Annotated in this window: 13 protein-coding genes; 8 read left to right on the plus strand and 5 right to left on the minus strand. The window is 50.5% G+C overall.

What is annotated here, in order from left to right; translation table 11 throughout:
• Positions 1-46: 46 nt before the first annotated feature.
• The 5 genes from HPY52_11950 to HPY52_11970 all read left to right on the plus strand — a co-directional run bounded on the left by HPY52_11950 (position 47) and on the right by HPY52_11970 (position 6,532).
• The gene (locus tag HPY52_11950; protein ID NPV80965.1) at positions 47-1,345 is read left to right on the plus strand and encodes an HD-GYP domain-containing protein; all 1,299 of its coding nucleotides are present in this window, start codon (positions 47-49) and stop codon (positions 1,343-1,345) included.
• Between the two features lie 17 nt (positions 1,346-1,362).
• Complete coding sequence (locus HPY52_11955; GenBank protein ID NPV80966.1) at positions 1,363-2,697, plus strand: HD domain-containing protein; 1,335 nt, start codon at positions 1,363-1,365, stop codon at positions 2,695-2,697.
• A gap of 273 nt (positions 2,698-2,970) precedes the next feature.
• Positions 2,971-4,044: an NDP-sugar synthase gene (locus HPY52_11960; protein NPV80967.1), complete on the plus strand. Its 1,074-nt coding sequence runs from the start codon at positions 2,971-2,973 to the stop codon at positions 4,042-4,044.
• A gap of 33 nt (positions 4,045-4,077) precedes the next feature.
• Entirely contained in the window at positions 4,078-5,301 is a 1,224-nt protein-coding gene (locus HPY52_11965; protein NPV80968.1) for a glycosyltransferase, read from the plus strand.
• A 304-nt stretch (positions 5,302-5,605) separates the two neighbouring features.
• Entirely contained in the window at positions 5,606-6,532 is a 927-nt protein-coding gene (locus HPY52_11970; GenBank protein NPV80969.1) for a sugar phosphate isomerase/epimerase, read from the plus strand.
• A gap of 741 nt (positions 6,533-7,273) precedes the next feature.
• Here the strand turns inward: HPY52_11970 and HPY52_11975 are convergent.
• The 3 genes from HPY52_11975 to HPY52_11985 all read right to left on the minus strand — a co-directional run bounded on the left by HPY52_11975 (position 7,274) and on the right by HPY52_11985 (position 10,140).
• Positions 7,274-8,248, minus strand: a complete 975-nt coding sequence (locus tag HPY52_11975; protein NPV80970.1) for a polyprenyl synthetase family protein — start codon at positions 8,246-8,248, stop codon at positions 7,274-7,276.
• The gene (locus HPY52_11980) at positions 8,220-9,251 is read right to left on the minus strand and encodes an FAD:protein FMN transferase (GenBank protein ID NPV80971.1); all 1,032 of its coding nucleotides are present in this window, start codon (positions 9,249-9,251) and stop codon (positions 8,220-8,222) included. The genes HPY52_11975 and HPY52_11980 overlap by 29 nt, the downstream gene beginning before the upstream one ends.
• A gap of 190 nt (positions 9,252-9,441) precedes the next feature.
• Positions 9,442-10,140: an FMN-binding protein gene (locus tag HPY52_11985; GenBank protein ID NPV80972.1), complete on the minus strand. Its 699-nt coding sequence runs from the start codon at positions 10,138-10,140 to the stop codon at positions 9,442-9,444.
• 323 nt (positions 10,141-10,463) lie between these two features.
• Between HPY52_11985 and HPY52_11990 the strand changes: the two genes are divergently transcribed.
• Complete coding sequence (locus HPY52_11990) at positions 10,464-12,209, plus strand: FAD-dependent oxidoreductase (protein NPV80973.1); 1,746 nt, start codon at positions 10,464-10,466, stop codon at positions 12,207-12,209.
• Between the two features lie 131 nt (positions 12,210-12,340).
• On the opposite strand, the gene HPY52_11995 is transcribed toward HPY52_11990, so the two are convergent.
• A complete protein-coding gene (locus tag HPY52_11995; protein NPV80974.1) occupies positions 12,341-12,658 on the minus strand; it encodes an alpha/beta-type small acid-soluble spore protein in 318 nt (105 codons plus the stop codon).
• Between the two features lie 140 nt (positions 12,659-12,798).
• The gene (locus HPY52_12000; protein ID NPV80975.1) at positions 12,799-13,188 is read right to left on the minus strand and encodes an alpha/beta-type small acid-soluble spore protein; all 390 of its coding nucleotides are present in this window, start codon (positions 13,186-13,188) and stop codon (positions 12,799-12,801) included.
• A 229-nt stretch (positions 13,189-13,417) separates the two neighbouring features.
• Between HPY52_12000 and HPY52_12005 the strand changes: the two genes are divergently transcribed.
• Positions 13,418-13,714, plus strand: coding sequence for a metal-sensitive transcriptional regulator (locus HPY52_12005; GenBank protein NPV80976.1), 297 nt, complete (start codon positions 13,418-13,420; stop codon positions 13,712-13,714).
• A gap of 146 nt (positions 13,715-13,860) precedes the next feature.
• Positions 13,861-14,187 (plus strand): thioredoxin, encoded by a 327-nt coding sequence (gene trxA, locus HPY52_12010; GenBank protein NPV80977.1) that lies wholly within the window; start codon positions 13,861-13,863, stop codon positions 14,185-14,187.
• Positions 14,188-14,259 lie beyond the last annotated feature (72 nt).

The raw sequence follows: 14,259 nt of genomic DNA on the forward strand, positions 1-14,259 counted from the left end.
TGCCCACGAAAGCAGACTGGTTATCGAGTGAAGAGGGGGGAGACATGTGACTTGCCGTAAATTGCTGTCGTTCCTTGTGTGGGTCGTTGGACTTGGAGGACTTGCATCTGTAGCATTGGCTGGTAAATTTTGGTTTACGAAACCAGATCTTGACCTTGTGATATTCTTGATCCTGATGTTACATAACTCAGCGAATGGCGTAGATGCTTCAAATGCGATCTTTCTCCTGACTCTCCCCATACTCATGCCTATTGCATATGCTTTCGGGCCTTTCTGGGCTGGGCTCGTTGCCTGCCTTGGCACTGTGGATCGTGAACAAATGAAATTCCCCCTGCCATTTTTTATTCTAAATCGCGGGATTTCGTCCGCTGCAGCGGTAGCGAGCGCTTTAACCCTACACCTCGCCATGGGGAAGATGCCCGAGGTCTTTACCTTTATGCTTTCAGCCACGGCTCAGGTTTTGACCATCGGAATTCTCTATATTGCCATCCAATCACTTCAGTGTGCATGCACCGGAAGTGAGGACAACTACCTCAGTCATGCCCTGGCCCTGACCAAGACTATCATTCCAGGTGCTGCCTTTGGGGCGTTGTTCACCTATTTATATCTAAATTATTCGGTCCTCGGGGTTGTGGCCGGATATATTGTCCTTTGCGCTGTGCGATCTCAGACTCTCTTCGGCCATATAGATGCCCGCTACAGACTGAATCTTATCAAGGCGCTGCTCAGAACCTCATATTCAAAGGACCCTGATCTCATGCTCCACTTGGAGAGGGTGGCCTATTTCAGCAGAAGGATAGCAAGACGTTGCGGATATTCATGGTCTAAGATGCATATCTTCGACGAAGCATGTTACCTGCACGATATCGGGAAATTGGAGATAAGCGACGATATCCTGAAAAGCCCCCGGGTTTTATCTGCTCAGGAATTTGAGGAAATAAAGAAACATCCTGAGCGTGGCGCGAAGTTCATTGATGACATACCGATGGACGATGGCACTCGTTCTATGATAAGGAACATTATACTGCATCATCACGAAAGATATGATGGGAAGGGATATCCAAGAGGTCTCGCCGGGGACGCGATTCCACTGGAAGCCCGGATTGTGGCAGTGGCAGATGCATGGGATGCCATGACTGGCAGGCGTCCATATCGACGGCCCGCGAGCCGGATGGACGCCATGGATGAACTCAGGAAAAATGCAGGGACACAGTTCGACCCATACGTCGTAGAAGTTTTCTTAGATGTGCTAGAAAACGATCCTGATATCCTTGGGAATGATCCGGCGGTTGGATATCCCGAGGTCGGCCATTCCCTTAACCTCGAGGCGGCCCGGACTTCCTAGAGGAGAGAGCAGGGAAATTGGCTATAGAGGAAGCGAAAAGAGATGTCCATGGCAGGGCAGACATAGAGGTTCAAGACAGGGCGGGCGAAGAATGTTGCAGCGGGGATGGGGCTTTTCTTCAGTGCGACGAAAAGCTATTTTCTGACTTGGTGGCAGCCCTGTCAATGGTAATGGACGTAGAGGAGGAAAGGAAGCTCTATCACGGATGGAGGGTAGCTGCCCTCACTGGCTTTGCATCTAGGGCCGTTGCCCATGACTCGGAAGAGTTGCTGCCTATAGCTTTCTATGCGGCGTTATTGCACGACATCGGAGCCGCAGGTTTGAGTGACCACATGATCCATTATCCGACTTTAGCCTCCCAATTAGCGGTTCCGGAAATAATCGCGCATCCAGCAAGAGGAGCAGAGATCATCTTGGAGCTTCCTGGTATGGAAGCGGCCTCCAGGATGATTTTGGAACATCATGAGTATTGGAATGGAATCGGATACCCTGCGGGGAAGGCGGGGGATGAGATTTCACTAGGCGCCCAGATTATACGGGCTGCCGATGTTTTTGATCTCATTGTGCGTGAGAAAATCTCCGGAGATCCGCGTGATTTGAGATCAGAGGTCTTGCGTAGATTTGAAGCGCGTTCAGGCGAAGAGCTTTCTCCTCTCGTTGTCAGGGCCATAGCTGACATCGTATCCTCTGATTCAGATGGGCGGTTTTCTGCGCTCGTGAACCCGGAAGGGCTCCAAGATCTCGTCAATCAGATGCGCCATCAGATGCCTTCAATAGAGCCTACTTGTAGGCGTGGACCCCTGAAGACCATTCTCACCATCTTTGCGAAGATCATCGATGCGAAACATCAATACACCGCGGGCCATTCCGAACGCGTCGCCCGCTATTCCCTCATTATCGGGATGCAGATGGGGCTCAAGGAGAGAGAGCTACAGCTGCTCGAGGCCAGCGCTTTGCTCCATGATACCGGCAAGGTTTCAGTGCCGAGGTCTGTCCTAGATAAGAAAGGCTCGTTGGCTGCTGAGGAGATCTCATTGATCAGGCGTCATGCCTCGTTGACCATTGAGATATTGAGTCTTATAACCAGATTTGAAGATGTAGCCTGGATTGCCGGTCATCATCATGAACGTTATGATGGCAAAGGGTATCCGCACGGGCTCAAAGGCGATGAAATCCCCCTATGTTCACGCATAATCGCCGTAGCTGATGCATACGATGCCATGACTTCGACGAGACCATACCAAAAGACATTATCCCCTTCAGAAGCTGTCGGCATCCTATTAAAAGAATCCGGCAGACAATTCGACCCCAGCGTGGTGGATGCCGCCGTGCATTCACTCCCCTCCCTTTAATCTCGATATATTTGCCATAGGTATGAATTGAATGAACTGGTAATAATAATATCGGCAGGTCCATGCCATGTAATGCTACATGAATCGGCCTTTATAGCCCAAATCTCTTTTCGGGATAGACCCCCATGCCGCATAGGTGGCACCAACAGAGGATGAAAATGGTAGCCATCCATTTTCGGGGTAGTCGGTCATACCGGGCGTCGCCCAGCACCATCGAAAGGACGAAAATGGTGCTCGGCTGTCTTCAAAGTAGACATAAGGGAGGCATTTAGAATGCATGTGATCTTATTGGCAGGTGGAAGAGGGACAAGATTACACCCTCTGACTCAGGACCTGCCAAAACCCATGGTGCCGGTGGTCAACAGACCGTGGTTGCACCATCTACTCGAGATAGTAGGAAGACTGCCCATCGTTGATATAAGGTGCGCGGTCCACTACCGGTGGGAAGCCATAAGAAATATCAAATGGTCTAGCATAAGGGGAAATGTGCCGGTGGAGCTTGTCGTGGAACGTGAGGCGCTTGGCACGGGTGGGGCAATTAGGAATGCAGCTAATGGCGTCACGATGACCTTCATGGTATTGAACGCTGATATTGTACCAGGAATGGACCTTTGTGAATTATTGGAAAGGCATAGAAAAATAGGGGCAGACTGTACTATCGCCCTGACGCAGGTTGAGGATCCAAGCGCCTATGGAGTTGTAGAGCTGTCACCGGATGGCAGAATCTTGAGATTTGTGGAAAAACCAGCCCCTGGCACGGCCCCCAGCAACCTTATCAATGCAGGCGTCTATGTTATGGAACCCTATATATTAGATTCTATTCCGCAAGGCAGGCCGATATCAGTGGAGAGAGAGATATTTCCGCAGCTAATTGAGCAGGGAGCAAGGATATATAGCTATATTTCGCCTGCGTATTGGAATGATATAGGGACTCCAAAAGGATACCTTTCAACTCACTGGGATATCCTACAAGACAGGATGCCCATCAGATTCCCGGATGGCCTTTCTCTGCATAATGGAAAGGAAGACATTAGGGTTGGGCGCAGGGTGCGGATTGACAGCGGGGCCAGACTCATTGGGCCTGTGCTTCTTGGGGACGGGTGTGTCATCAGGTCAGGCGCGGTGGTAGGGCCCAATGCTGTACTTGGGCCAGATGTCAAGATAGGCAACAGGAGCATAGTTCAAAATAGCGTGATATGGGCAGGAGCTCAGATAGGCGATAATTCCATGGTGGAAGAGTGCATCATTGGATATAACACGATAGTTGAAGACCGTTCCACCGCAAGGGCGGAACTCATTCCCAGCCGCGGGCTATGGAGAGATACTGCAAGACCGGCCATTGTGTGAAGGTCTGAAGGGCGAAGAAGGAGGCGAAGTTTTGTGAAGTCTGCTAACAGCTTGCGGCTGAGTATTATATTTCTTTCCACCTATCCTCCGAGGCAATGTGGCATAGCGACCTTCACATCCAACTTGGTCCAAAGTGTCAGTATGGCGCCGGGGCGGCCACGACTCAACATAATAGCCGTAACTGATAGGGCAGGAAGCTACCGCTATGGTGAGTATGTAGTCATGGAGATTGAGCGAGATAATAGGAGAGGTTATGAAAGAGCGGCGGATTCTATAAACAATTCCCCATATGACATAGTCTGTGTCCAGCATGAATTCGGGATCTTTGGAGGTGAGGATGGGGATTATTTGCTAGATTTCCTTGGGCGAGTCAGAAAACCCGTGGTGACTACCCTTCATACAATCTTGGCTGAGCCTGATATGCATAAGGTAGAATTGATGAGGGCTGTAGCTCGGAAGAGCGCATTACTTGTGGCCATGCTCCGCAAGGGCATTGACATCCTTGAGGAAGGCTATGGTATTCCCAGACGCAAAAGCGTGTTCATTCCCCATGGCATTCCTGCTATAAGGGCCAGGTCCCGCCAGGAAATACGACGCAGCCTTGCTCTAGGAGAGAGACCGACCATTGCCACTTTCGGTTTGATCAACCCTGGGAAGGGAATTGAATACATGATCATGGCCATGCCACAGATTGTAAATTATATTCCAGATGCCCTTTACCTTGTACTGGGGAAAACCCATCCCGAAGTGAAGAAGAGGTACGGGGAAAGCTACCGTGAGAGTCTTGTCAAGCTGGCGCATGATCTCGGTGTCGGGAATAATGTGAGGTTTGTAGATGAATACCTCACGGAGAGGGAGCTTGTGGAATATCTTCTTGCTTGCGATGTGTATGTGACCCCCTATGTCAGCCGCGAGCAGATAACCAGTGGTACCCTGGCTTATGCCATTGGGCTTGGAAAGGCCATAGTCTCCACCCGGTACTATTACGCGGAGGAGATGCTGGCCGGAGGGCGGGGACTTCTTGTGGATTTCAGGAACCCTGGCGATCTGGCGGAGGCAGTGGTCACGATACTTACATCAAACGACCTTCGTATGCGCCTGGAGAGGTCCACCTCACTCTTGGGATCTAATATGTCATGGCCCAAGGTGGGTCAAATTTATGCCAAGCTTTTTGCTGATGTGGCAGCCCGAAGCGGGCGGGTCACCAGGGTGGGGGAGCAGACCTTGACTCTGGGGCAAAAGTCCAGCGTGAGGTGAATTTCCAGTGCAGCTCTGCAAAGATTTCCCTCCATTGCCCCAGGGCAATTTGACGAACAGCTTAGCGTCGTATTTGACCATGATGGATCTGGCAAGGGCTATAGAGGCATCGCAGCAAATGCATGATTCCAGCAAGGGTTATAGGGGCATCGCAGCAATTCGCGTGATTTAGGATTACATGAGTATCCCCTCCCAGGAGGTTTTTGAGAAAAGATGGCGAAGACGAAGACAGAGATGGCGAAGACCATCTACGCCATTGACCGATCCTCAATGGCTGATTTCAAGATATCCGGAGGTGTGAGCTATGCGGTTAGGATTCTTTACTGCCTGTTTCCGGCGCAAGCCGATAGCAGAGGTGGCGGACTGGGCATCCGCCCAGGGGTTTACTGCTCTGGAAGTTGCATGCTGGCCATATGACAATACACGGGATTATTCATCTACCACTATTGATGTTGAGGCACTCACTCCAGAGGAAGCCCATGAGATCAATGAAATGCTCAAGAGTAAAAACCTCATCATCTCTTCCCTGGGTTATTATGATAACATGCTTCATTCTGATCCCAGGCAGCGCGAGGCACATCTGCGACACTTGACCAAGGTCATGGATGCCGCGCATATGTTGGGTGTCGGCTTAGTGGGCACCTTTATAGGCCGGAATATCGAGCTATCTGTCGCAGATAATCTCAAGGAAGCGGAAAGAGTCTTCTCAGACATTATGAAATACGCTGAAGACCGAAATCTCCGCGTCATGATCGAGAATTGTCCCATGGTTGGCTGGCAGCAGCCTGGTATCCCTGGGAATCTGGCCTATTCCCCCGAGCTTTGGGATGAGCTCTTCAAAAGGATCCCCTCAGAATCTTTTGGGCTTAATTTTGACCCCTCCCATCTCTACTGGCTCGGAATAGACTATATCCAAGCGGCAAAAGACTATCGCGACCGGATTTTCCATGCCCATGCCAAGGATGTTGAACTCCTGGACGAAGGATACTATCGCTATGGCATCTTCGGCAGTCAGCTCGGCTCAGGACATGGAAAAACATTCTGGAGATATCGCCTGCCAGGCCTCGGCGAAATAGACTGGGCTCGATTCATATCAATTTTGTATGAGATTGGGCTTGAATCCGGCACTCTGAGCATAGAACATGAAGACCCCATATGGGAAGGGACAGAAGAGAAACTCAAGGCCGGTCTGATCATGGGCAGAAGGCATCTTGCTCAATACATGCCTTAATCCTGGATATAGAAGATAGGTGCGTCCATGCAGGTGATGATGATATGGTGGCCCCATTGGAGATTGAGCTGGCTAGATTCTCGTCACTTGAGGGCAGAGACTGGTAGGATTTTCGCTACCTCCACGCTCGGGCTGGCTAGAACATCGCTACCCTGAGCCAATATATCATACGAAATTCCTTATTATGGGTAACCATAGCATATAATTTTCCAGTTCAAAGGCGAGGTGGCAGGATTTTCGGCACTTGAGGGCAGAGGGTGACGAGATTTCAGCCACTTCTGCGTCCAAGCCGGCTTAAATCTCGCCACCCCCAGCCAAGATATACCACAAAGTTCCTCTTTATGGATAATTATAACCTATAATATTCCAGTTTGAGGGCAGGGTGGCGAGAAATTCCCCACTCTGGGCCAGGGGCTGGCGAAATCTTGGCCACCCTTGAGCAAAACCTGCCTAAATTCTAGCCAGCTCAAGACGGGATAAACCCAGACTTTTCCAAAATCATCCCAACCTGACGGGAATGTCGCCACCCTGGCGGGGAAGCTGACAGATTCTTAGCCACTTCCGTGCGGGACCTGCCTACAGTCTCGTCACCCTCGACCTAAGCTGACAAATTCTCAGTCACTTCCGCGCACAACCTGCCTAAAAACCCGCCAACCATCGTCCAGGCTAACTAGAGACTCGTAACTATAGATAACCAGGCTCGAATCTAAAAAAGGAGGCCTGGACGGGGCTCCGGAGGCCCTATGAACTCCGCCTGCAAGAGGCTATTGCAAGATCTATGAGTATATCTTTATAGGGCCCGCCCGGGAGCTTCTGTAGCGCTTCGATAGCTTTTTCAGAATATGACCTGGCAACATCCTGAGCATACTGGATCCCGCCGGACTTTTCCACCATGTCCACGGCAGCATAGAGGGCTTCTGGCGTGTTCCTGCCTTCCAGGAGCAGTTCTTTCAACTCATGGCCATTTCCATGGTCCAGGGCAAATATTACCGGAAGCGAATAGACTCCCTGCCTTATATCATTTAGTACAGGCTTCCCTGTCTCATTTTCTGACGACAAGAAATCCATGAGGTCATCCGCAATTTGAAAGGCCACTCCTAAAGAATCACCGTAATCTGTGAGGGCGGATATCAGCCTGGGAGAAAGCCTGGCAAGCCTGGCCCCGGCCCAGCAGCTCAAAGCCGTGAGGGAAGATGTCTTTTGTCTTACCCACTGGAGGTAAAGCTCTTCTGTAATTTCTGGGCTATACCTGAGCTCATGTTGCAATATCTCGCCATTACAGAGGCCCTCCACTATACTGCCGATATGAAAAAGATCCCTTGGGCTGAAGACTGATGACAGGAGCTTGACAGCCCTGGCGAGCATATAGTCTCCGGCAAATATCGCGCTCTTGGCCCCATGGGAAGCATTTATGGTGGGGACTCCCCTCCTGATCGGAGATTCATCTATTATATCATCATGGATCAGGGAGGCAAGGTGAATGGCTTCAATCGCCTCGGCGGCCAAAATGTGCGAATTTGAATCATATTTCCCAAACCTGCCTGAAATGATCACAAGGCCCGCCCGTAGGCGTTTCGCTGGAGCCTCGACGAGTGTTGCCAGAGATGGCCTGAGGAGCCTTGGCGCTTCCCGGGCTAAGGCTTGAAGTCCCTCATTGACCGCGCTGATGTCGTCTTTGATAAGGGGGTTATTGAGAAGTCTTCTTATATCCTGCACGATTTCCATGTGACCAGATTACCTCATCTCTTAGGCCGCTCGATATCAGGACTCTCTTATCACTGGTTATCAGGACACCTTCGATCCCCGGGAGGCTTTCTATCAGCTTCATGCCCTTATCTGGCCCCAGAAGGAAGACGGTAGTAGATAGCGCATCACCGTCGATGGACTTGTCTGAGACAATACTGGCGCTAATAAGTCCGCTACGTGAAGGCGATCCTGTTTTGGGGTCAAGAATATGGTGGTATCTCACCCCATCTTTTTCAAAATACCGCTCATAGTCGCCAGATGTCACAATGCTTTTGTCTATGACCGGGATCGCAAGCACGTAATTGCCACGTTCCCCGCGCGGATCCTGTATCCCGACCCTCCAAGGGCCACCTTCTGGTTTCGAGCCCAGGACTACAACATTTCCTCCGAGGTCAATGTAGCCGCTTGATATTCCAAATTCCTGGAAAATTCTAATGACTTCATCCCCGGCATAGCCTTTAGCTACGGCGCCGAGGTCAACCGCCATCCCGGGCCTCTTTAGAAAAGCAGTGCCGTCCTTTTCATTAATGACGAGATCTCTATACCCAATGAGGGCACGGGCCTTCTCTATGTCTTTTGCCTGCGGGACATGGGCCTTTTCCGTACCGATACCCCAGAGCTTCACCAGAGGACCAACAGTCGGGTCAAACTCACCCTGGCTTATTTCCGCGAAACGGTAAGCCTCTTTAAGCAGTATAAGCGTATCCCTTGATATACGAACAGGGGTCTTGCCCGCCGCCCTGTTGAGGGCGGATATCTCACTATCCTCCAGGTTTGCACTGACCTCCTGCTCAATCTGCCTTATTCTGTCAAATGCCTTATCCACAGCCCGACGAGCATTTGGGCCATAAGCTTTGGCGGTCACCAGAGTCCCCATGAGGAATTCAGACTTGGTGGCTGACTGGGGCAAGCCAGCCCCGCCTCCCTTGGCCGCCAATAATTGAAACGCATCAGGGGCGTACACGACGCCCATGGCAACTAGTATACATATTGCAAGGATCAAGCCGGTGAGTCTGAGCCATAAAAGATTCCGGCCTGACTTGCGCATCGTCTCCCTATTGATCAAGAGCAGATCTCCTCTCCAATCTGATTGCGCCGCAGGCCATTCGATCTTCAATCATAGAGGAATAAGGATTTTTCTCCGCACCCACAAAATGGAGAGATCATTCAGCCTGTTTAAGCGCACCGCGTACTGCATCCATGTATTTCTTGCTGCTGCTGGTGGCTCCGGTATAAATGTCTACGTCAGGAGATTGAGCCTTGAGTATTCTGGCAGGAATCTCCTTATACGCTTCTTTGCCAGGCGCATATTTATAATCGGCCATCTGTTTCGCGGTCGGGGAGATCACGTTGACCTCAGCCATCTTAGAATTCCTGATCACCACTTCTACGATGACATCCCCGTGCTTGGGGTCTCTCACAACCCCCACATAGTTTCCGTCATGCCATTTTGCCCCACCCTTGAGAGGGCCTTTGGCTTCGGCATTAGCGAGGGCCATTGTGACGGCCTGGATGTAGCTCTTGGAGCTCCCTGTTGCCTTTGAAACAACATCTACATTAGGAGATTGCTTCTCCACAATAGCCTTGGGGATCTTAGTATAAGCTTCAAGAGCAGGGGCATATTTTTCACCCTTGACATATTCCTCTGTGGGCATGATAACATTGACATCGGTTATTTTCCCGCCCTTTATCACAACCTCGACGACTGTATCGGAATGGGCGGGGTCTTTAGTTACCCCATACCAGGAGCCGTCGCGATATTTGGCGCTAGCGGATGAACTGATGATGGCCGCTCCAACCAAGGCCAACGCCGCCAGAATGACTCCTAGGAGAAGAAGCAGACGATTTTGCGATTTTAGCACCCTCAAGACGCCTCCCTTGTGCGCGCACGTTTTTGAATATATGCTCAAGACCACCGGCTTGTATCCTTTTGAGATTTTACATCAAAAATCCTCATTTGCGAAGCCATGAATTTAAAATCCGGTATGGCACATTATACCAAAAGCGTGAGAATAAGCTTTGAGTTTGTTGGGGTTGCGCGAATGGCACAACGAATGATATATTTTCTGTTAGGTGTTTTGTTGGTAGAATCACATATGCTCCTACAAACCATGCTCCTACAAAGCACCGGTCCCAACCAGTCTGGGTTCGCTTCAAATATCGGGTAGAAGGGAGGGGAAAAGATTTGGGTGAGGAAGATGCAAAGAGAGGTCCAAGGAAGATACTCATTGTCGGGGGCGGATATGCTGGAGTGCATGTTGCTCAGAGGCTGGCAAGGACCCTGAGAGGCGACGAGTCTATAGATATCACCTTGATAAACCGCGGCCCAAATCATACGCTTCTGACAGATTTACATGAGGTGGCGGGCAACAGGATTTCTCCTGAGGGTGTGGAGGTTCCTCTGCGAAAGGTATTTGCCAAAAGCCCTGTAAATGTGGTGGAAGACCATATAATCAGGATTGATCCGCAGAAAAAGATCCTCTATTCTGAGACTCGTGAATATCCATATGACTACGCCATCCTCGCGTGTGGCAGTGAGCCGGCATATTACAATATCCCGGGCATGAAGGAAAATGCCCTGTCGCTATGGTCATATGCAGACGCTGTCAGGGTCAGACAGCATATTGTGGAGATGTTCAGAACCGCGGCTAAGGAGAATGATGCAATCAAACGTCAAGAGCTCCTCACATTTGTGGTTGGCGGAGGCGGATTTACCGGGGTGGAAATGATAGGTGAATTGGCCGATTGGGTTCCTGAACTCTGCCGCGAATACGGGCTGTCTGAATTCGATGTTACCCTTGTCCTGATAGAGGCCTTGCCCACCATATTGCCTAATTTGCGCCGGAGCCTTGCCGAGAGGGCGCAACGGTATATGCGGGCGAGAGGGATAACTGTGCTCACGAATTCTCCTATTACAGGAGTGACGCAGGAGGAGGTTATCTTAAAATCCGGGACAAGGATTAAGACACATACGGTCATTTGGACTGGCGGGGTACAGGCGAATCATGACGCGCAGGAATTTGGATTCACCTGTCACAAGCGTGGCAGGATCAAGGTAGATGAGTTCCTCAAAGTGCAGGGCTTCCCGGATATATACGCGATAGGAGACAATGCTTGTTTCATGGATGAGAAAGGGGAACTGCCTGCTCTTGTCGAGGCATGCCTGCAAGGGGCTGATCACGTAGCTGAGAGCATTGCCTCCGAGATCAAAGGTCGCCCGGTACGTAGGTTCAGACCCAGGCTTCATGGGGTCATGGTATCCATTGGGGCCACCTATGCTGTGGCAGATATAGCAGGCGTCCCGCTTTGGGGTATACCCGCCATGATCATGAAGCATTTGGTAAACATTCATTACCTCCTGGGCGTTGGAGGATTATGGCTCGTGAGCCGGTACCTCAGGCTGGAATTCCTGAATGAAAGGGGAACCTTATCGCCTGTGTATAGTCATCTGAATGTCAAGACTAGTGCCATATGGCTTGTCATCCTGCGTCTCTTCCTGGGCTATCAGTGGCTCATGTCCGGCATCGACAAGGTAAGGGCTGGTTTTTTGGTCTCTGGTGACAAGCTTGTATCAGGGTCGTCTCTTGTGCCGCTTGGGCCCGGAACTCCGCAGTTCTATGCGACTTTCATGGAGAAAGTCGTTTTCCCACATGCATTGTTTTTCCAGGTTATGGTCACCCTGGGTGAGCTTGCAATTGGAATTGCGCTGATTTTCGGACTCTTTACGGCGCTTGCTGGCCTGGGTTCAATATTCATGAACCTCAACTTCATGCTTTCTGGGGCGGGAAACATCTGGTTCCTCATTAGCTCCATCCCCATGCTGGGCGGGGCAGGGCGGGCCTTTGGGCTTGACCATTATATAATGCCTATCCTAGAAAGTATCTGGAGGGAAAGGATCTCTACGACAGCTTCAAAAAAGGCTGCAGCTTAGTATAGTGGGGCAGCTTAGTTTAGTGGGGCGGAAAGGCATCTAAAAACGACGGCGAGGGTAAAGGCGGGATCATATACTTCGCTCGCCGTCGTTCTTTCTATCTTTTAGCTGTTACTGTGACCTAGGGCCGGTTACTGTGCCTTGATCCCACTTAGGTTAGCCTGCGTGCCCTGGACAGTCTGTACTGTGCCTGGGCGTTGGGCTAACCCGCTCTGAAAACCAGCCTGAACGCTTGCCACAGTGCCTTCTACTAGCGCCCTCTCAGCCGCCTCTATCATCCTGCGGACCATATGTCCGCCTACGGCACCGCACTGGGCGGAGGAGAGATTACCCCAATAGTGGCCCTGAATGAGATTCGTAGGGATATTCAATTCATTGGCTATCTCGTACTTGAGTTTATCCAGGGCTGCGCCGGCCTGAGGCAGTAAAGAACGGTTCCTCCTAGGCATTAAATTCACCCCCCTCGATAATTCTGAGTATAGTTTCTCACTGGTGGAAAGTCATATGCTGGAAAGTAGAGAAAGACAGGATCATGTACTCCTGTCTTTCCATATCGAAGGGGTGAGTTATGGATGTTAGTATAATTGCCTTATTTATCACGTTTCGGCTGGTCTTCCTTGTTTGATTTCAAAGCCTTCGTCGAGTTCGCCGTGGAATTCGGCACCCAATCTCCTGACAGGCCTTGTCGAAAACCAGCCTTTACGCTGGCCGCAACCTGTTCCGCCAGGGCTGCTTCAGCCGCCTCTATCATTCGCTTTACCATGTGCCCACCCACCGCGCCACATTGGGCAGCGGTGAGGTTGCCCCAATAGTCCTTTTCTACCACTTCCCGTGGAAGATTGAGTTCATTTGCCACTTCATATTTTAGGTTCTGAAGCCATGTCTTGGAATTAGAAAGAGCAGATTTCCTTTTACCTTTCGGCACATTCTCGCCCCCCCGACTGAAACACTGCTTATATAATCCCCCGTTGCACGGCATAGTATGATGGTTTTTTCAGTTATGCATGCTAAATGGCTCTATAAATGGATTGAAATTCTATTGAAGCAAAATTCTTTGCCACCCCCCTTGACTCGACTGAAGTAGGGAGAGTATAATCATGCTAGGCCCACCCCAGGGGGTGGGGATCAGGTTCGTCCATCGCCGGGGAAAAGAACAGATACGTAGGAAATGACATATATGAAAAGGCAGGGATAAGCCGAAGAGGGACATGAATCCAAGAGGAGATACAGGAAAAGAAGAGCTTCTGAAAAGGCTCAAGGTAATAAAGGGGCATGTCTGTGGTATTGAGAGGATGATCGAGGAAGAAAAGGGCTGCCCGGAGGTCTTGACGCAGCTGGCTGCAATCAAGGCATCCATACGAAAGGTTGAGGAACAGTTACTCGAGCATTATGCTTTTCAATGTCTTTCAGAAGCGGCCAAACGGAAGGCGTCAGCGCCTGAAGCTGATGATCTTCAGCGGGAAGTCCGAGAGGTTATCAATACCATAATGCGTTTCGTGAGGTGAATCATGTGCAATTGCGCGTAAGAGTGGGGCTCTTACTGGCTATCCTATTGATTGTGGTGTCGTTTCTTGCCATTAACATCTATACATCATACGGAAGTAAATCCAGTGGAGCGAACTCAGGTCAAGAAAAGGGGGACAAAGAATCTATGGCTCATCCAATCACTCTGACGGATGCTAATTTTGAGGCGGAAATCACAAATTATAAGGGCGTAGCTCTTGTGGACTTCTGGGCAGAATGGTGCGGGCCCTGTAGGATGATGGCCCCTACCGTTGACGAATTGGCCTCGGACTTCCAGGGGAGAGCTAAGATAGCAAAGCTCAATGTCGATGACAATGGCGAAATTGCTGCAGCCTTTGGTATAATGAGCATCCCTACGCTGATCATATTCAAGGATGGACAGCCTGTAGATAAGCTCATAGGTGTGCAGCCAAAGGCAGAACTGAGCCGGAGGATCGAAAGGTGGCTTAGATAAGGCCTCGATGACTAGAGCCGAGTCAGCGAGGTATGGTCATTATGCAGAAAAATGCCGCCCACGTGCGAACGT

Source organism: Bacillota bacterium, assembly GCA_013178415.1.
Lineage (GTDB): Bacteria > Bacillota > SHA-98 > Ch115 > Ch115 > Ch115.

What these genes read in the sequence shown, in the direction of transcription:
- HPY52_11960 (NPV80967.1), top strand. Translation starts at nt 2,971, where the DNA reads ATGCATGTGATCTTATTGGCAGGTGGAAGAGGGACAAGATTACACCCT.
- HPY52_11970 (NPV80969.1), top strand. Translation starts at nt 5,606, where the DNA reads ATGCGGTTAGGATTCTTTACTGCCTGTTTCCGGCGCAAGCCGATAGCA.
- HPY52_11980 (NPV80971.1), bottom strand. Translation starts at nt 9,251, where the DNA reads ATGGGCGTCGTGTACGCCCCTGATGCGTTTCAATTATTGGCGGCCAAG.
- HPY52_11995 (NPV80974.1), bottom strand. Translation starts at nt 12,658, where the DNA reads ATGCCTAGGAGGAACCGTTCTTTACTGCCTCAGGCCGGCGCAGCCCTG.
- HPY52_12000 (NPV80975.1), bottom strand. Translation starts at nt 13,188, where the DNA reads ATGCCGTGCAACGGGGGATTATATAAGCAGTGTTTCAGTCGGGGGGGC.
- HPY52_12005 (NPV80976.1), top strand. Translation starts at nt 13,418, where the DNA reads ATGAATCCAAGAGGAGATACAGGAAAAGAAGAGCTTCTGAAAAGGCTC.
- trxA (NPV80977.1), top strand. Translation starts at nt 13,861, where the DNA reads ATGGCTCATCCAATCACTCTGACGGATGCTAATTTTGAGGCGGAAATC.